Here is a 16,352-nt window from a genome sequence, read left to right as displayed (position 1 = left end):
CAAAAATTTCAGTAAAAATAATGCAAAACCGGCAATTTTTTTCGATTAATTTTTAATTAGTATAATATTGTCGTGATCGGCTATGATTTCCAAGACAATTTCGAAGAAAGTAAGTCCTACACCATTTGGCAGTTCATCTATTTTACTTAGAACAAATTTACGGTTGAAAATTTCTGGAGATTTCAATTTGGTTTGATAAAAATCCAAGGTTGTTTGAAAGCCTAGTGATTTTTGGTTTTGTTCCATATCTTTCCATATCAGTTGGATTTTTTCTTTTCCTTTAATCTCACCGAAAGATCCGTATAACATATCATTGAAAGCATCTAAACTCTGCGCAATTTTCCAATTTTCATGTAACATAAAAACTCGATTTACTTCCTCGTAGAAGGTCTCGATATTATTGATGTTTTTGCCTTCGATAATAATTTTTTTCATCAGAATTTTTTTACCTATTCGGGAACCCAAACCGAAACATTTCCTGCCGGAACCGGAAAATTTCCCCATCCGTTTTCGTCAATGGTAACTTTTTCGGGAAACCATCCCATAAAATCAAAAAATTGCTTCCCTGAATATTTTTTACCCATTTCCATTGGTTTTTCGTAAGCATCTTTGTTGCTTAAAACCACTGCGCAACCCGCGTGTTCATCGTCACCTTCGCGGGTCCAGGCAAGACAGTTCGCATCTTCAAAATAATCTTTTTGCGCTCCATAAGCGAATTGTTGTCGCGCTTTCAATAGTTCTTCAATTTTTTCTACTTTATCCAGAAATATTACCTGATCGTTTCCTTCCCTGTCTTTATCGGTATAGTCTGCCCCGAATAAATCAGGATAAAATACACAAGGATATCCGTTTTCTCGAAGAAGAATAAGGGCATAAGCCAATGGTTTGAACCATGCTTCAACGGGAGCTTCCAAAGCTTGCAGTGGTTGTGTATCGTGATTATCGACCACGGTTACAGAAAATGCGGGATTCAATAAAGTCAAGGTTTCATCAAATATTTTTCGTAAATCATAATCCGCACCTTCTTTCGAAGCGATATGAAAATTTTGTTGAAGCGAAGAATCGAACAAACTCATGCAACCTTCGGTGGCATCTATATAATCTTGCAAAAGATTTACCTCGCCAGGAGCCCAATACTCACCGACGGCGAAAATATTTTTAGCAGTATTTTCTCGAAGTTTGTAAAGCCATTCTTTGTAGAAGACCGGAGATTGATGTTTCACCGCGTCTAACCGAAGTCCGTCAAAATGAATTTGGTCGTGATACCATTTTCCCCATTTGTCGAGCTCTTCGCGAACGAATGGGTTTCTGTGATCGATATCGTTGTACATCAGATAATCATAATTCCCTTTTTCGGTATCGATCATTTCTTCCCAACCATCGCCGAAATCGTGGATGATTTGGTAAATTCCTTCTTCCTGACCTTCCGCATAATCTACGCCAGAAAAGCAGGTGAAATTCCATTCGAAGTCTGAATATTTTTTTTCACGATTCGGAAAAGTGAATTTCGTGTAACTTTCGATTTCAAAAGGTTCTGAAATATTTTCTTGTCGGTTTTCGGGATTTACTTTTACGGCATGGAACTTTTCTTTTTCGTCGCCACCGGCTTTATGATTCAAAACAATATCGGCAATTACGGAAATGCCGTTTTCTTGTAAAGTTTTACAAGCGTTGATGTATTGTTCTTTTGATCCGTATTTAGTCGGGATGGTTCCTTTTTGATCAAATTCTCCCAAATCATACAAATCATAAGGATCATAACCTACAGAAAAGCCGCCGCCATTGGCCTTATATGCAGGCGGAAACCAAACTGCGGAAATTCCCAATTGTTTTAAGTATTCTGCAGAATCTTTCGCGTGATCATATAGTTTTGAATTTCCTTCGGAATACCAGTGGAAAAACTGAATCATGGTTGCATTCATTATTGATGAATTTTGATTGGTGAAGTTAGCAAAAACAAGTCCAATATTTAGGGGAAAAAGGAGATTTCATAAATTAAACCAATGCAATTGCATTCAAGCTCATCCAAAAGTCTATTTGTTAATCCCCGAAAGTTTAGTGTTTTGAAATTGACGATGAGTGTACTATTTAAATTTTTTGAAATTAATTTATTGTAAAAGCAATATTTAAAGTGAATAAAGAGCTTATGTGGAAAACATTATCAAAAGTGGAAGGAACGATTTATTTTTTTTAATTTTTAAAACAATGATTTATTATTCGTATTCTGTAAAAGGAATTTTCAACTGTACCGAAACTTGCTTTTTTTCTAAAGTGTTGAGGTTGGAAAGCGAAAGTCCCAACAAACGAACCGGTTTATCGAAGGGACGAAGTTCCCAAAGTTTTTTAGCTGTTTCATAAAATTCGAAGTAATTTAGAAAATAAGTTTCCTTCGTTTTGCTGCGGGTATATTGGGTGAAATCTTTGTATTTAATTTTTAGGGTTAACGTTTTTCCTTTGATTTCTTTTTTGCTGAGTCGGTTTTCAAGCTCCTGGCTGATGGTTTTTAGCTGAGCGAAAACCGCGTCTTCATCCAAAAGATTGTCCCAGAAAGTTTCTTCCACGGCCACACTTTTCTGGATGCGATGAGGTTTTACTTCACCGTGATGAATTCCTCGGACGACATTGTAATAATAATTTCCCGATTTCCCGAAAAGCCGGATCAGTTCTTCCAAAGATTTTTTCTTTAAATCTGAACCTTTGAAAATATGCAATTCATGCATTTTGTTGGATGTTACTTTCCCGATTCCGTAGAACTTTTCAATCGGCAAATCTTCCATAAACTCCAAAATTTGAGTTGGATGAATGGTTTTCTGTCCGTTAGGTTTGTGGTAGTCGGAAGCGACTTTTGCAAGGAATTTATTCACCGAAATTCCAGCAGAGGCTGTAAGTCCGGTTTTTTCATAAATCTTTTTGCGTATTTCCCTTGCAATATCGTTTGCTGAGGAAATTCCTTTTTTGTTTTCGGTGACATCCAAGTAGGCTTCATCTAAAGAAAGCGGTTCAACAAGATCGGTATATTGATGAAAAATCTCGCGAATTTGCATTGAAATTTCTTTGTAACGCTGGAACCTGGGTTTCACGACAATTAAATGCGGACATTTTTCCAGAGCCATTCTTCCGGGCATTGCGGATCGAACTCCATATTTTCGGGCTTCGTAACTTGCGGCAGCTACCACACCATATTGTCCGCCACCTACACAAACCGGTTTTCCGCGAAGTTCCGGATTGTCATGCTGCTCCACGGAAGCATAAAATGCGTCCATATCAACATGAATGATTTTTCGGTGACTTTGCATGGGGTAAAATTAGTAAATGTACCCGAACATTGATGGGAATTGAAAAGTCTTTGTGATCATTTTCCTTTCATTAAATTGTATTTATCGGCCTTTTAGTGGCTTTATTTGAAAGATTTAATGTAAATTTGGGTAAATTGTACAAAGTGCAATCATTAAAAAAAGATAAAAAATATGACCGACGATAAATTAGCCGTACTCATCGATGCAGATAATGTTCCTTATAAAAATGTGAAGGAAATGCTGGAAGAAATTTCGAAAAACGGAACGCCAACTATCAAAAGGATTTATGCTGATTGGACCAAACCTACCGTTTCCGGATGGAAAAATGTGTTGCTTGAAAACGCCATCACGCCGATTCAGCAGTACAGCTATACGACCGGAAAAAACTCCAGCGATAGCGCCTTAATCATTGATGCGATGGATATTTTGTATTCCGAAAAAGTGACCGGATTTTGTATTGTTTCCAGCGATAGCGATTTTACGAGATTGGCAACACGATTGCGAGAAGCCGGAATGACCGTCATCGGATTTGGGGAAAAGAAAACACCAAAACCATTTATTTCAGCTTGCGATAAATTTATTTATCTGGAAATTCTCAACAGCACCGAAGATAGCGAAAGTGCTGAAGAACCTGAAACTACCGTTGCCAAAAAAGCCACCAAAACCAAGAAAAAACAGGAACCATTGAGTAAAATCGATGCCCGAACCGTGAAGTTGATTACCGAAAGCATCAACGCTTTGGCGGATGAGGACGGCTGGACTTTTCTCGGGAATCTCGGAAGTTTCATCATCAAAAAGAAACCCGATTTTGATCCACGAAATTTCGGTTTCCCCAAACTTTTGCCATTAATCAAAAATATCAGCAAAATACAAATCGACGAACGCGAAACTGGAGTGGGAAACATCCGACATATTTATGTGAAAGTGAAGTAATTTGCTTTAAATTTTTAACCAAACAAAAACGCACCTTCGAATAAGATGCGTTTTTTTATTTTTAATGAAGAAAATTAGTCGTTGTAATTTTTCACTAAACCTTTCACGATGGTAATTACGTTTGGCATTGCTTTGTTGGCAGCTTCCAAAACTTCGGCGTGGGAAACCGTAAAAGCGACTTCTGGTCCGCCAACATCGGTGATGATAGAAATTCCGAAACAATTCATTCCTTGATGTTTGGCAACAATCACTTCCGGTACTGTGCTCATTCCCACTGCATCGCCGCCAATTGCTCTGATCATTCCGTATTCAGCGGGAGTTTCGAAGGTTGGGCCTTGCAGCGCAACATAGCAACCTTGGTGGATTTTGATCTCGGATTCTTTAGCCACGTTTTCCGCGATTTCGATCATTTTTCGGTGATAAGGTTCGCTCATATCGACAAATCTAGGACCGAATTCGTCGAGGTTTTTCCCTCGAAGTGGATGTTCCGGTAGCATGTTGATGTGGTCCTTAATAATCATAATGTCCGCTACACGAAAATTTGGATTTACACCTCCGGCGGCATTAGAAACTATTAAATTTTTAATTCCTATAAGATGAAAAACTCGAAACGGAAAAACTACCGTCTGAATATCATGACCTTCGTAATAATGAAATCTGCCGCTCATCATCAGTACTTTTTTGCCTTCGAGCGTTCCATAAATTAGTTTTCCTCCGTGTCCGGCAACGGTGGTTTGCGGAAAATTGGGAATATCGTGATAATCCAAAGTGTGAATCGGTTCTACTTCATTTTTCAAAGCACCCAAACCGGAACCTAAAACGATTGCGAAATCTGGAACATCTTGAATGATTTGCTTAATGAAATCGGCTGTTTCTTTAATTTTTGCTAACATAATTTAGGATGATTTGGTTGAATTCTTCCTGTCGGTCGATATGTACATTAATTGGCCAATAATACACGATTTCCCGGAGATAATCGAAAGTCTTGAGTCTTACATAATCTTTTTCGGTGGTCAATATTATTTTGTATTCGCCAAGTTTTTTATATTCTGCGATGATGGTTTTGATGTCCTGATCGCTGAAATTATGATGATCTTTGAACTTCAAATGTTTTACACGCTGAGAAAATTTAGCCAAATGATTCAAAAGCGGTTTTGGATTCGCAATTCCGGTGACGAGCAAGATGTCGTAATAACTCAAATTATTATCCGGAAGCGATTGGGTTTTGTTGTAAATATTTTCATCATAACCAATGCTCGAAAAAAATACTTTTTGGTAATGCTGAGGTTTTATTCTTGAAATGTAATATTGTTTTTTCTCCTCGGTTAAATCGTCCGGACATTTGGAAACCATGATGATCTGTGCTCTTTTTGCACCGCTTCGACTTTCTCGTAAATCGCCTGCAGGCAACAAAAAATCTTTAAAATAAGGATCATTGTAATCCGTCATTAAGATGTTGAAACCCGGTTTTATCGCTCGGTGTTGGTAAGCATCATCCAGAATAAGGACGTTCAAATCCATATCGGCAATCATTTTTTTTGCTCCGGGAACTCTTTTTTCTGAAACTCCGATTACAAAACGGTTTTTGAATCTCTCGAAAAGCTGCATCGCTTCGTCGCCCACGGTTTTGTAATTGCTATCGTAGTTGGTAATTCCGTAGCCTTTGGTCAATCGGCCGTAACCGCGAGAAAGAACCCCGGTTCGGTAATGTTTTGAAAGCAATTCTGCCAAATACATCACCATGGGAGATTTTCCACTTCCGCCTACGGAGAGGTTTCCAACATTGATGATTGGTGTTTTCAGTGTAGTCGATTTAATGATCCTCCAGTCATACATTAGGTTTCGGATGCTTGTAACCAAATGATAAACCAGAGAAAAAGGGTAGAGATACCATCTTTTCATAGGTTGCAAAAATACATTTTTTTAGCACGAAAGAAAAGTCCTGAACGATGGTTTTTAGGAAATTTTATTGTATAAATTATCCAGAAAATAATTTGCTGAAACAACAATATATTTCCATAATAAAGGCAATTTTTCAACAATTTGTTTAAATTTGCTTTACTTACATAAAAACAATGAACAAGAAAAATGTCGCCGTGGTAATGGGAGGTTATTCTGATGAATATAAAGTTTCTCTCAAAAGCGGACAGCTGATTTACGATTCTCTCGATCGGGAGTTGTATAATGTGTATAAAGTGGTCATCTTGAAAGACGAATGGTATTTCGTAGATGATCGCGAACAAAAAGTTCCTATTAACAAAGCCGATTTTTCTGTCGATCTTGAAAGTGGTTTCACAGTGAAGTTTGATGTTTGTTTTAATATTATTCACGGAAAACCTGGTGAAAATGGTGAGTTGCAAGCGTACTGGGATACCATAGGACAAAAATATACCGGCTGTGGTTTTTATCAAAGTGCATTAACTTTTAATAAAAAAGATACGCTGGCTGTCCTTTCAAAATACGGCATTCCTTCAGCAAAAAGTATTTATCTAAGAAATGGCGAATCCGTAAATGAATCACAAATTATCAATGAATTGGGTCTTCCATTGTTTGTGAAACCAAATCAGAGTGGCTCTTCGCTGGGAATTTCAAAAGTAAAAGAAGCTTCCGAACTGAAAGTAGCTTTGGATTTTGCATTTGCGGAAGATGATGAAATTTTAATTGAAAGTTTCCTCAATGGAATGGAAGTTTCTGTGGGTGTGGTCGATTTCAACGGAGAAACAATCGTTTTAGGAATCACGGAAATTGTTCCGCACAAAGAATTCTTCGATTACGAAGCCAAGTACGAAGGAGCATCGGAAGAAATTACTCCTGCGAGAATTGATGATGAGACCCGCCAAAAAGTGGAAGATATTGCTAAAAAAGCGTACAAATCTTTAGGGATGAGCGGATTTTCCCGAAGCGAATTTATCATTATGAACGGAACTCCGTATATGCTCGAAATGAATACCAATCCGGGATTTTCACCAGCAAGTATTCTTCCGCAACAGGCAAAAATCTACGGCATTTCAATCCAGGATCTTTGCGGAAATGAAGTGGAAAAAGCGCTGAAAAAATAAATACGAATCCGATTAACCCCATCACTATTTATGAAAATTGCTGTATTTCCGGGATCTTTTGATCCGATTACTTTAGGACATTACGACATCATCGAAAGAGCAGCTCCGCTTTTTGACAAACTGATTATTGCAATAGGGCAGAATTCTCAGAAAAAATACATGTTTCCCCTCGAAAAAAGAATGGAATTCATCCGCAAATCCACCGAACATCTTTCGAATGTAGAAGTTGATTTTTTTGAAGGACTTACCGTAGATTACTGTTTGCAGAAAAATGCCCAGTTCATCATTCGAGGTCTTAGAAATCCCGCAGATTTCGAATTTGAAAAAGCCATCGCACACACCAACAGAACGCTTGCCCACAAAAAGCTGGAAACCGTTTTCCTGCTTACTTCATCCGGCAAATCATTCATCAGCAGCAGCATTGTTCGCGAAATTATCACGCACGGCGGCGAATATGAGCTGTTGGTTCCAGATGCGGTGCGGGTTTGATATGGCCATAAAGCAATAAGCAATAATTCTAAAAGTGCATCAGCAATTCAATTTTATCATAGAAATCTTGGGAACCATTTCCTTCGCAATGTCGGGTAGTTTTGCCGCGATGCAAAAACGACTGGATCCTTTTGGCGTGCTTATTATTGCTTTCGTAACTTCCGTTGGAGGCGGTACCGTGCGGGATTTACTGCTCGATGTTCCCGTTTTTTGGATGCACGATTTGTGGATGTGTTCGCTGATTTTTGTCACAGCGATTCTTTCCATGATTTTTAAATCGATTGAAAAAAAATTCAGTGTTACTTTGTTTATTTTTGATAGTTTCGGTCTTGGACTTTTCACAATTATCGGGATTCAGAAAGGTTTAAATGCCGATCTTCATCCTTTAATTTGTCTTACTTTAGGAACCATTACGGGATGTTTCGGAGGTATCATTCGCGATATTTTATTGAATCGCATTCCTTTGATTTTCAGAAAAGAAATTTATGCAACTGCCTGTATTGTAGGAGGCGGTGTGTTTCTTTTTCTTGTTAAATATAGTACGCTCTCTTATACTTTTGTCCAAATTTCCACGATTTTGTTAATTGTTGCGATTCGAACATTGGCAGTGAAATATCATTGGCAAATGCCTAAATTCTACGGCAATGAACAAAATGCAGAGATGTAATTTATTTGGTTGAAGATCGATGGTTTCATCAAAGAAAACATCCGTTCAAAAACCGTATTTTTGTAAAAATTTTTTCCCTTGAAAAAGAAAAAACAGGATTTCAGCCATCTTTCAGCCAGCCAACCGATCGGTATTTTCGATTCCGGAGTGGGAGGTTTAACGGTTGCTAAGGAAATCAAAAGACTACTTCCCCACGAAAATCTTATTTATTTCGGCGATACGAAACATCTTCCGTACGGTGAGAAATCTCGGGAAGCGATTGTAGGTTATTCCACCAAAATCACTAATTTTTTATTGGAAAAGAACTGTAAAGCGATTGTAATTGCCTGTAATTCGGCGACTGCAAATGCGTTGAAAGAAGTTTTGGAGCTGGTTTCAGATCGAGTTCCGGTAATTGATGTGATTAATCCTGTCGCAGAAAAAGTAGCGTATGAAATTCATAATAATGTTGGAGTAATCGCCACAAAAGCTACGGTGAATTCAGGATTGTACAAGAAATCCATTCGTAAACACAACAAATTCATCAAGGTTGACGAGCTCGCAACTCCACTTTTGGTTCCTGCGATCGAGGAAGGTTTTAAAAATCATCCGATTACACATTCAATAATTTATAATTACCTGAGCAATAGTAAATTAAAAAACATTGAAACGCTTATTTTAGGTTGTACACATTATCCTCTGCTCATCGATGAAATTAAGCAGTATTACGGAAATCGCGTTCGTGTAATCGATTCTCCGAATATTGTTGCAAATCAACTGAAAATGATTTTGGAACAGCATCATCTGCTGAACGATAAAAATGCCAAACCTTCTTATCAGTTTTATTTATCCGATCTCACCAAGAATTTCGAAAAAATTTCGAAAAAATTCTTCGGTAAATCCATTGATCTGGAATTGAAAGTTTTGTAAAATTAAGTTGGGAAAAAGAGCTTAATCTGCGAAAGATTCAGCAGTTTCAGTTTCATTAGGCTTGAAGAAAGAGAAGCTCACATTTCCGTATTTTCGGGTGTCGAGCAAGTTCGGATGTTCAAGTTTGGTTCTGCTTTGATGTTCCAAAATAAAAATTCCGTTCTCCTTTAAAAACGCATTATTTAAAACCAATGCGATCAATTCGTTGTATTTTTTTTCGTCCGTTTCGAACGGAGGATCGGCAACGATAATTTCGTGCAATTTTCGGTTTCTGTTTTTATTTAAATAATCGAAAACATCGGCGCGCTGTACATTGATTTGTAAACTCATATCGAGTTCTGCAGCAGTAGAATTGATGAAAGCAGCGTGTTTCGGATTCATTTCTACAGACGTCACATTTTGGCAACCACGAGAAGCAAATTCCAAAGAAATCGAACCAATTCCCGCAAAAAGATCGAGTACAGCGCTGCTTCCAATATCAAAACTGAAACGGTTTTCGATGATGCTAAAAAGAGCTTCTTTGGCAAAATCGGTGGTCGGTCTTACTTCGAAATTTTTGGGAGCAGAAATTCTTTTCGATTTCCATCTTCCACTGATAATTCTGTACATAATTAAGGATTGTTGGGTGAGGCGAGCGGTTATTGTGCGTTGAGGATGAAATTTTTCTTCGGTATATTGTCGTAAACGATTTTCAGATTTTTTACAAATTTTCTGAGTTCGGAGATAAAGGTTTCGTTTTCAGTGGTTTCGCCATACACCAAAAACTGGGTTTCATTGATTCCAAATCCTATTTTGCTTAATGTAAACATGATGAAATAAAGAAAATCGACCTCCGAATTCACGTCCAGATTATTGTAAAGCACAATTTTTTTCTGGTTCAATGCGAAAAATTCACATTGATTATGATACAAATTGATATGAATTTCTTTTTGGTTTTTCGGATTGATGGTGTTCAAAAATTTTTCCCCCGAGAAATTAAAGTTTGTTGCAACGTTCAAATCTTTAATTAATTGATAATAATTTTTAGGAAAAGTATAATAAAACTGAACTCCAAATTTCTTGTTCACCGAAAGCATTAATTCTTCATTTTCTCGATCTACAGGCGCATTATAAGCAATCAAATCGTAACCCAAATCGTGTTGCGAAAAACCTTCGGGCATTAAAGTGAAATGATTTAAAGCCGAAAAAACAGCAATTTCCTTAATATTTTTATTCGTTAAAACTTTGGCAAGTTGATCGACGATATCGTTTTCAGGAGTTTCCTCGGTTACAAAAAAAGATTGTTCCTCGGAAACATTTCTGTTTTTGGAAATCTGGTATTGTAAACCATCTTTGGTGAAAAGAAGAGAAAGCTTTTGCATAATTTTTTATCGACAGCAAATTTAATAAAAAAATAGGAGTATGTCCTGATCTGCCGGATATTGATGAAATTCAGGTGGTGAAAAGGCATTTTTTTTAGTTAAATATGCTATTTTTACCAAAAATAATTATGAAACTGAAAAGTTTATTGTTCATGATTTTGCTTTTTGCAGGAATCAGTGTTTTTTCTCAGTCCAAACAGATCAAACAAGTTGTAGATGTTGCTTGCGGACAGTGCCAGTTTAAAATGAAAGGCAAAAAAGGTTGTGATTTAGCAGTGAGAATGGGCGGAAAATCTTATTTTGTGGAAGGAACCCGCATCGATGATCACGGTGATGCGCATTCGGAAGAAGGTTTTTGCAATGCGGTTCGAAAGGCAGAAGTGACAGGAACTATCAAAGGCGACAAGTTTGTAGCGACTTCATTCAAGTTGTTGCCGAAGAGTAAATAATTTTTTAAGTAAAATTTATTTCAAAGTTACCAAGACGCTTCCCCGTTGATGGTAGAAAAAATCGTGGTCGTCAAATTCCAAATTGGTTTGCCCGATCAGGTAATCGTGTACCATCCTTTGCAACACGCCATCGCCGATTCCGTGGATAATTTCTAATTTTTTCAAGTTGTTTTTTCGGCAGAAATCCAAAGTTTCTACCAATTTTTCTTTTTGCATGAAAATTCTTTCAAAAGCATCATAATCCGCTGGATTTTTTACCAAATTTTCAAAATGTAAATCGAGCACCAGATGTTTTTTGTGGTGTTTTTTGGAAATGGGTTTTGGGATTTCGGCTTTTCTAACCGTTTTCACATGTTCGTAAATTTCGGGATTTTGTGGTACCAATTTATTTTTTTTAAATTGATGAGTAAAGCCGTGTTCATCCTTGAAAACCACGATTTCTCCCTTCACGGAAGTGATGGTTCCTTTTAAATCTTCATCAATGGCTGAAACTTTGTCGCCGATTTTCATGGTGAAATGTTCTTCGTGCAAAAATACAAATTAAGATGAACGGGCGGAAATTTTGAAAAAGTATTGACTGACCAGTTTTCACGAATTTAAATTTCTTGAAGAGTTAAAAAGTGCTTTATTGCTGAAAAATGATTTCAAATACATGAAAAATCTTTAAGGCCTTTTCGTGAAAAATGACTAAATTTGAAACCAATAATGCAAGAAAATCTGCAGAAATTTTAAACCACAAATATTTAATTTAATTATCATTATGGATCCAATTTTTGACCTTATAGAACAGGAAAGACAAAGGCAAACCCACGGCATTGAACTCATCGCATCAGAAAATTTTGTTTCAGAAAACGTGATGAAAGCTATGGGCAGCGTATTAACAAATAAATATGCTGAAGGGTATCCGGGAAGAAGATATTATGGTGGTTGCGAAGTGGTAGATGAGGTTGAGACTCTCGCTATCAAAAGAGCAAAACAACTTTTCGGAGTAGAATATGCCAATGTGCAGCCTCATTCCGGTTCACAAGCTAATGCAGCGATTTATTTGGCAGTTCTGAAGCCGGGAGATCAGATTTTAGGATTGGATTTATCCATGGGAGGCCACCTTACTCATGGTTCTTTTGTAAATTTTTCCGGAATTCAGTACGGAGCGAATTTTTATGGAGTGGACCGTGAATCTGGGCTGATCGATTACGAAGCGATGCGCCTGAAAGCATTGGAAGTAAAACCGAAAATGATCATCGCAGGGTATTCTGCTTATTCCAGAGATATTGATTTTAAAAAATTCCGTGAAGTTGCTGATGAAGTAGGGGCAACACTTTGGGCGGATATTGCGCATCCAGCAGGTTTAATTGCCAAAGGATTGCTGAGCTCGCCATTCGAACATTGCCATGTAGTAACAACTACCACTCATAAAACCCTTCGTGGACCGAGAGGTGGATTGATTATGATGGGCAAAGATTTTGAAAACACTTATGGTCATCAAACTCCAAAAGGTGAAACTAAAATGATGAGTGCCGTTTTGGATAGCGCTGTTTTCCCTGGAATTCAAGGCGGTCCGTTGGAGCATGTCATTGCTGGAAAAGCAGTAGCTTTTGCTGAAGCGATTGATGATAAATTTGAAGTTTATGCAAAACAAGTTGTTGCAAATGCCCAAGCTTTAGCGAAAGCGATGATTGCAAATGGTTTTGATATCGTAAGCGGTGGTACGGATAATCACCTGATGTTGGTTGATCTAAGAAACAAAAATGTTAACGGAAAAGAAACCGAAAAAGCATTGGTAAAAGCCGACATTACTTGTAATAAAAATATGGTTCCTTTCGATGACAAATCTGCGTTTACCACTTCGGGAATTCGTTTGGGAACTGCTGCGATTACGACCAGAGGATTGAAAGAAAACGATATGGAAGTGATTGCAGGATTAATTAATGATGTGGTGATGAACCTTAAAGATGAATCGGTGATTTCCGGAGTGAGACAAAAAGTAAATGAATTAATGAATTCAAAACCTTTGTTTCAATACTAATTGATAAAGTTTTAATACATTTTAAAAACAAAAAATCCTGAAGCAATTCAGGATTTTTTTTATTGAAATTCAGGAAAAATTAAGAGAATTTTCCTCTTTGTCTCATGTTCGGGTTGTGCATGTGCTTTTGCATTGATGGCATTTTCAATTGATCTTTCATCATTTTGATTTGGTCGGTCATCATTCCCGCAGTGTCCAATCTTTTAGCTTCTTCCAACAACTTGCTGGCTTCTTGTTTTCTTCCTTTTTGCATCGCTCCTGCAGCAATATTCAAAGTGGCCATCGCTCGGTCGTGCTTCATGTTTAAACCGTATTCTAGCGCTTTTTTCATGAAAGGTTCCACTTTCGAAGGATTTTCCTGAGCCAGGGTTAACCCTTGAAGATAGTGGAAATATCCATACTGAGATTTATGAAGCTGCGTTTCGAAATTTGTGATTTTACCGAGCCATTGCGCAGCTTTTGCCATATTTTGTTTTCTTAAATACCAGAAAGCGGCAAGGATGAATTCGTTCTTATAAAATAATAAGATTGGAATTGCGGATAAGATTACGACCACGATTCCCCAACCAATATTTCGGTTCATCATCAGATAAATTCCAGCGGCAATCATCAATGCGGCGATTACGAATTTTATGTATTTGTTCATTATTTAATTTTTTTGAAGTGCAAAGATAAAAATAAGATCTTAGATTTCAGACTTTCTGACAAATGTTTGGAAACAGAAGTCGTACTCGTTCTGTTCGTCTTTTTCGTGGCAGGTTTCTTGTGTTTTTTTCCAAATTTTCGGGTTAATTTTGGGGAAGAAAACATCCGCTTTCAGGTTTGCTTTCACTTGAGTGATTTCCAATTGATCGGCAAGATCGATGGTTTGTTCATAAATATTACCACCTCCGATGATGAAAATATTTTCATCCATTTTTTTTGCAAATTTTATGGCTTCTTTGATGCTTCCTACAATTAAAATACCTTCCTGGAACCAATCTTTTTTTCTGCTGACAACAATATTGGTGCGGTTGGGAAGTGGTTTACCGATACTTTCATAAGTTTTTCGTCCCATGATGATCGGGTGACCGGTGGTGATTTCTTTGAAATGTTTGAGATCTTTCGGAAGATGCCAAAGTAGCTGATTGTCAGCACCGATTTCATTGCTTAAGCCCATGGCTACTACAATTGTTGTCATTTTTTTTAAATTTTTACAAATTTAGTACATAATTTGTATATTTGGGTACCGAATAAAAAACATTAAAAATATTAAACTATGAAAAACAGAGGTTGTATGAGCGCTGGAACCATTGGTATCGCTCTTCTCGTTATTGCTGCAGTATTATTTTTCTGGGGTAAAAATGGCTATAATACGTTTACCACCAAAGAACAAAATGTAAACACCAAGTGGTCGAATGTAGAAACCGTTTACCAAAAACGTGCGAACTTAATTCCGAACCTTGAAAGAACCGTGAAATCTTATTCACAATTTGAGCAGGAAACTTTAAAAAAAGTGATTGAAGCCCGTTCCAAAGCAACATCAATGACCATTGATCCAACCAATATGACGGAAGCTGATATGGCGAAATTCCAGGCTGCACAAGGCGAATTAAGTGGTGCACTCAGCAGATTGATGGCGGTAGTTGAAAGTTACCCAAATTTGAAAGCAGATCAGCAATATATCAATTTCCAAAGAGAGTACACCGCGATTGAAAACAGCATCAGATCTGAAACTGTTTATTACAACGAAGCTGTTCAGGATTACAATACTACGATTAAAACTTTCCCGAATAATATTCTGGCCAATTTTACCAATTTTAAAGAAAAACCTTATTTCAAAGCTGCTGCAGGAGCTGAAAAAGCACCTGAAGTATTCACCAATTAATGAGTAATTTCCTAACAGATTATCAAATGGCTTCCCTCGTGGAAGCCATTCAAACAGCCGAAGATCATTCCACCGGAGAGATCCGGATTCATATTGATTCCACTACCGAAGGAAACAACGCAGAAATCGCTTTTGAAGTTTTCAAAAAACTCTGCAAAGATCAAACAGCTGAGCGGAATGCGGTACTTTTTCATGTGAATTTCGAGCAGCATTACCTCACGATTATAGGAGATGCCGGAATTCATGCGAAGGTTCACCAGGATTTCTGGGACCGATTGCACGATAAAATCACTCAGGAATTTGTCAAAGGAAATTATTTCGAAGGACTTAAAAATGCAGTGCTCGAAACCGGTTTGGAACTTAAAAAACATTTCCCGATTACGGGAAAAAATCCCAATGAATTGTCGAATGAGATTACCTTCTCTTAAAATTTTTTTCGCTCTTTTGTTTCTTGGCTTAAGTGTAATTGCTTTTGCTCAATTGGTACCGAAAAAACCTGCAGTTCTTTATCCTGTTTATGATCAGGTAAATCTTTTGACAGCGGCCGAAAAAGAGCAACTCAACCAGAAACTAATCAAGTTTGCCGACTCAACTTCTACTGAAATTGTAGTGATCATTATCCCAAATTCCGGCGGCGAGGACGTGAATTACCTTGCGACTATGTATGGCGAAAAATGGGGAATTGGTGAAAAAGAACAAGACAATGGAATTGTTTTTCTGATTGCCACGGAAGATCAAAAGATGGCAATACAACAAGGTAGAGGTGTAGAAAAATACCTTACTGCGTCAGTTGCCGGCCAGATTTTAGACTATATCGTTACGCCCAACTTCAAACAGGGACTTTGGTATCAAGGCATCGATCGTGGTACAACTGCGTTGATGGAAGCTGTTCAGGGTAAATTTAAGCCAATAACGAAAGAAACTTCAGATCACGAAGGATTAAGCGTTTTACAAATTTTAGTGATTGCTTTCTTTGTGTTTTTGATTCTGAGCTTTTTGTTCGGAAACAAGGGTGGAGGCGGCAGAAACAATAATGACGACGATGAAGATGTCATTTTATCCCGACGCGGAAGAAGGACTTATCCGGGAGGATTTTTCCCTTTCCCTGGAAGCTTTGGCGGCGGATTCGGCGGTGGTGGTTTTGGAGGCGGATCAGGAGGCGGATTTGGAGGCTTCGGCGGAGGCGGAAGTTTCGGAGGGGGTGGAGCTTCTGGTGGATGGTAATTGTTTCAATAAAAATAAAAAAAATCAGTCGCGAAGTGACTGATTTTTTTATGAATTAATCTGAAGATTGTC

General features: G+C 37.7%; 20 protein-coding genes. 10 read left to right on the top strand and 10 right to left on the bottom strand.

What is annotated here, in order from left to right; translation table 11 throughout:
• Nucleotides 1-45: 45 nt before the first annotated feature.
• The 3 genes from H0S70_RS08505 to dinB form a co-directional block, all read right to left on the bottom strand.
• Complete coding sequence (locus H0S70_RS08505) at nucleotides 46-435, bottom strand: barstar family protein (RefSeq protein ID WP_188320504.1); 390 nt, start codon at nucleotides 433-435, stop codon at nucleotides 46-48.
• 14 nt (nucleotides 436-449) lie between these two features.
• Nucleotides 450-1,922, bottom strand: a complete 1,473-nt coding sequence (locus H0S70_RS08500) for an alpha-amylase (RefSeq protein ID WP_188320503.1) — start codon at nucleotides 1,920-1,922, stop codon at nucleotides 450-452.
• A 291-nt stretch (nucleotides 1,923-2,213) separates the two neighbouring features.
• On the bottom strand, nucleotides 2,214-3,296 hold the full coding sequence (gene dinB / locus H0S70_RS08495) for a DNA polymerase IV (RefSeq protein ID WP_188320502.1): 1,083 nt from the start codon (nucleotides 3,294-3,296) through the stop codon (nucleotides 2,214-2,216).
• A 171-nt stretch (nucleotides 3,297-3,467) separates the two neighbouring features.
• On the opposite strand from dinB, the gene H0S70_RS08490 reads away from it, so the two are divergent.
• Nucleotides 3,468-4,229 carry an NYN domain-containing protein gene (locus tag H0S70_RS08490; protein WP_188320501.1) on the top strand — a complete coding sequence of 254 codons (762 nt, stop codon included), beginning with the start codon at nucleotides 3,468-3,470 and terminating at the stop codon, nucleotides 4,227-4,229.
• Between the two features lie 74 nt (nucleotides 4,230-4,303).
• Here the strand turns inward: H0S70_RS08490 and H0S70_RS08485 are convergent, their stop codons facing one another.
• Both H0S70_RS08485 and lpxK read right to left on the bottom strand, forming a co-directional pair.
• Nucleotides 4,304-5,122 (bottom strand): purine-nucleoside phosphorylase, encoded by an 819-nt coding sequence (locus H0S70_RS08485; protein ID WP_188320500.1) that lies wholly within the window; start codon nucleotides 5,120-5,122, stop codon nucleotides 4,304-4,306.
• Nucleotides 5,106-6,131, bottom strand: a complete 1,026-nt coding sequence (gene lpxK / locus H0S70_RS08480) for a tetraacyldisaccharide 4'-kinase (RefSeq protein ID WP_188320499.1) — start codon at nucleotides 6,129-6,131, stop codon at nucleotides 5,106-5,108. The genes H0S70_RS08485 and lpxK overlap by 17 nt, the downstream gene beginning before the upstream one ends.
• A 173-nt stretch (nucleotides 6,132-6,304) precedes the next feature.
• On the opposite strand from lpxK, the gene H0S70_RS08475 reads away from it, so the two are divergent.
• The 4 genes from H0S70_RS08475 to murI all read left to right on the top strand — a co-directional run bounded on the left by H0S70_RS08475 (nucleotide 6,305) and on the right by murI (nucleotide 9,353).
• Entirely contained in the window at nucleotides 6,305-7,288 is a 984-nt protein-coding gene (locus tag H0S70_RS08475) for a D-alanine--D-alanine ligase (RefSeq protein ID WP_188320498.1), read from the top strand.
• Between the two features lie 30 nt (nucleotides 7,289-7,318).
• Nucleotides 7,319-7,777, top strand: coding sequence for a pantetheine-phosphate adenylyltransferase (gene coaD / locus H0S70_RS08470; protein ID WP_031501450.1), 459 nt, complete (start codon nucleotides 7,319-7,321; stop codon nucleotides 7,775-7,777).
• A 34-nt stretch (nucleotides 7,778-7,811) separates the two neighbouring features.
• Complete coding sequence (locus H0S70_RS08465; protein WP_088263375.1) at nucleotides 7,812-8,444, top strand: trimeric intracellular cation channel family protein; 633 nt, start codon at nucleotides 7,812-7,814, stop codon at nucleotides 8,442-8,444.
• A 78-nt stretch (nucleotides 8,445-8,522) separates the two neighbouring features.
• Nucleotides 8,523-9,353, top strand: coding sequence for a glutamate racemase (gene murI / locus H0S70_RS08460; protein WP_088263374.1), 831 nt, complete (start codon nucleotides 8,523-8,525; stop codon nucleotides 9,351-9,353).
• Nucleotides 9,354-9,374: 21 nt separating this feature from the next.
• On the opposite strand, the gene rsmD is transcribed toward murI, so the two are convergent.
• Nucleotides 9,375-9,995: a 16S rRNA (guanine(966)-N(2))-methyltransferase RsmD gene (rsmD, locus tag H0S70_RS08455; RefSeq protein WP_228453851.1), complete on the bottom strand. Its 621-nt coding sequence runs from the start codon at nucleotides 9,993-9,995 to the stop codon at nucleotides 9,375-9,377.
• Entirely contained in the window at nucleotides 9,992-10,714 is a 723-nt protein-coding gene (locus tag H0S70_RS08450; protein ID WP_188320496.1) for a DUF3822 family protein, read from the bottom strand. The genes rsmD and H0S70_RS08450 overlap by 4 nt, the downstream gene beginning before the upstream one ends.
• Nucleotides 10,715-10,842: 128 nt before the next feature.
• Here H0S70_RS08450 and H0S70_RS08445 point away from each other — a divergent pair, with 128 nt between their 5' ends.
• Complete coding sequence (locus H0S70_RS08445; protein ID WP_317173133.1) at nucleotides 10,843-11,163, top strand: DUF6370 family protein; 321 nt, start codon at nucleotides 10,843-10,845, stop codon at nucleotides 11,161-11,163.
• A 15-nt stretch (nucleotides 11,164-11,178) separates the two neighbouring features.
• On the opposite strand, the gene H0S70_RS08440 is transcribed toward H0S70_RS08445, so the two are convergent.
• Entirely contained in the window at nucleotides 11,179-11,673 is a 495-nt protein-coding gene (locus H0S70_RS08440; protein ID WP_188320495.1) for a Smr/MutS family protein, read from the bottom strand.
• Nucleotides 11,674-11,920: 247 nt separating this feature from the next.
• On the opposite strand from H0S70_RS08440, the gene glyA reads away from it, so the two are divergent.
• Nucleotides 11,921-13,189, top strand: coding sequence for a serine hydroxymethyltransferase (glyA, locus tag H0S70_RS08435; protein ID WP_317173181.1), 1,269 nt, complete (start codon nucleotides 11,921-11,923; stop codon nucleotides 13,187-13,189).
• A gap of 79 nt (nucleotides 13,190-13,268) precedes the next feature.
• Here the strand turns inward: glyA and H0S70_RS08430 are convergent, their stop codons facing one another.
• Together H0S70_RS08430 and H0S70_RS08425 are read right to left on the bottom strand one after the other, a co-directional pair.
• Complete coding sequence (locus tag H0S70_RS08430) at nucleotides 13,269-13,835, bottom strand: hypothetical protein (protein WP_031501454.1); 567 nt, start codon at nucleotides 13,833-13,835, stop codon at nucleotides 13,269-13,271.
• A gap of 39 nt (nucleotides 13,836-13,874) precedes the next feature.
• Nucleotides 13,875-14,369, bottom strand: a complete 495-nt coding sequence (locus H0S70_RS08425; protein ID WP_188320493.1) for a dihydrofolate reductase — start codon at nucleotides 14,367-14,369, stop codon at nucleotides 13,875-13,877.
• 78 nt (nucleotides 14,370-14,447) lie between these two features.
• On the opposite strand from H0S70_RS08425, the gene H0S70_RS08420 reads away from it, so the two are divergent.
• The 3 genes from H0S70_RS08420 to H0S70_RS08410 are packed head-to-tail and all read left to right on the top strand — an operon-like array spanning nucleotide 14,448 to nucleotide 16,280.
• Nucleotides 14,448-15,056 carry a LemA family protein gene (locus tag H0S70_RS08420; protein ID WP_123248774.1) on the top strand — a complete coding sequence of 203 codons (609 nt, stop codon included), beginning with the start codon at nucleotides 14,448-14,450 and terminating at the stop codon, nucleotides 15,054-15,056.
• Complete coding sequence (locus H0S70_RS08415; protein WP_188320492.1) at nucleotides 15,056-15,484, top strand: TPM domain-containing protein; 429 nt, start codon at nucleotides 15,056-15,058, stop codon at nucleotides 15,482-15,484. The genes H0S70_RS08420 and H0S70_RS08415 overlap by 1 nt, the downstream gene beginning before the upstream one ends.
• The gene (locus H0S70_RS08410; RefSeq protein ID WP_088263369.1) at nucleotides 15,465-16,280 is read left to right on the top strand and encodes a TPM domain-containing protein; all 816 of its coding nucleotides are present in this window, start codon (nucleotides 15,465-15,467) and stop codon (nucleotides 16,278-16,280) included. Before H0S70_RS08415 ends, H0S70_RS08410 begins: the two co-directional genes overlap by 20 nt.
• The last annotated feature ends 72 nt before the right edge of the window (nucleotides 16,281-16,352 follow it).

The sequence above is a fragment of the Chryseobacterium manosquense genome (assembly GCF_014623485.1).
Classification (GTDB): Bacteria; Bacteroidota; Bacteroidia; order Flavobacteriales; family Weeksellaceae; genus Kaistella; species Kaistella haifensis.
This window is presented reverse-complemented; position numbering and strand designations above follow the sequence as displayed.

Excerpts from the sequence above, each read along its gene's own strand:
- H0S70_RS08440 (WP_188320495.1), bottom strand. The coding sequence starts at position 11,673 with ATGAAAATCGGCGACAAAGTTTCAGCCATTGATGAAGATTTAAAAGGA.
- H0S70_RS08410 (WP_088263369.1), top strand. The coding sequence starts at position 15,465 with ATGAGATTACCTTCTCTTAAAATTTTTTTCGCTCTTTTGTTTCTTGGC.
- dinB (WP_188320502.1), bottom strand. The coding sequence starts at position 3,296 with ATGCAAAGTCACCGAAAAATCATTCATGTTGATATGGACGCATTTTAT.
- H0S70_RS08500 (WP_188320503.1), bottom strand. The coding sequence starts at position 1,922 with ATGAATGCAACCATGATTCAGTTTTTCCACTGGTATTCCGAAGGAAAT.
- H0S70_RS08430 (WP_031501454.1), bottom strand. The coding sequence starts at position 13,835 with ATGAACAAATACATAAAATTCGTAATCGCCGCATTGATGATTGCCGCT.
- H0S70_RS08490 (WP_188320501.1), top strand. The coding sequence starts at position 3,468 with ATGACCGACGATAAATTAGCCGTACTCATCGATGCAGATAATGTTCCT.
- coaD (WP_031501450.1), top strand. The coding sequence starts at position 7,319 with ATGAAAATTGCTGTATTTCCGGGATCTTTTGATCCGATTACTTTAGGA.
- H0S70_RS08485 (WP_188320500.1), bottom strand. The coding sequence starts at position 5,122 with ATGTTAGCAAAAATTAAAGAAACAGCCGATTTCATTAAGCAAATCATT.
- H0S70_RS08420 (WP_123248774.1), top strand. The coding sequence starts at position 14,448 with ATGAAAAACAGAGGTTGTATGAGCGCTGGAACCATTGGTATCGCTCTT.
- H0S70_RS08425 (WP_188320493.1), bottom strand. The coding sequence starts at position 14,369 with ATGACAACAATTGTAGTAGCCATGGGCTTAAGCAATGAAATCGGTGCT.
- H0S70_RS08475 (WP_188320498.1), top strand. The coding sequence starts at position 6,305 with ATGAACAAGAAAAATGTCGCCGTGGTAATGGGAGGTTATTCTGATGAA.
- H0S70_RS08450 (WP_188320496.1), bottom strand. The coding sequence starts at position 10,714 with ATGCAAAAGCTTTCTCTTCTTTTCACCAAAGATGGTTTACAATACCAG.
- H0S70_RS08415 (WP_188320492.1), top strand. The coding sequence starts at position 15,056 with ATGAGTAATTTCCTAACAGATTATCAAATGGCTTCCCTCGTGGAAGCC.
- H0S70_RS08505 (WP_188320504.1), bottom strand. The coding sequence starts at position 435 with ATGAAAAAAATTATTATCGAAGGCAAAAACATCAATAATATCGAGACC.
- lpxK (WP_188320499.1), bottom strand. The coding sequence starts at position 6,131 with ATGAAAAGATGGTATCTCTACCCTTTTTCTCTGGTTTATCATTTGGTT.
- H0S70_RS08445 (WP_317173133.1), top strand. The coding sequence starts at position 10,843 with ATGAAACTGAAAAGTTTATTGTTCATGATTTTGCTTTTTGCAGGAATC.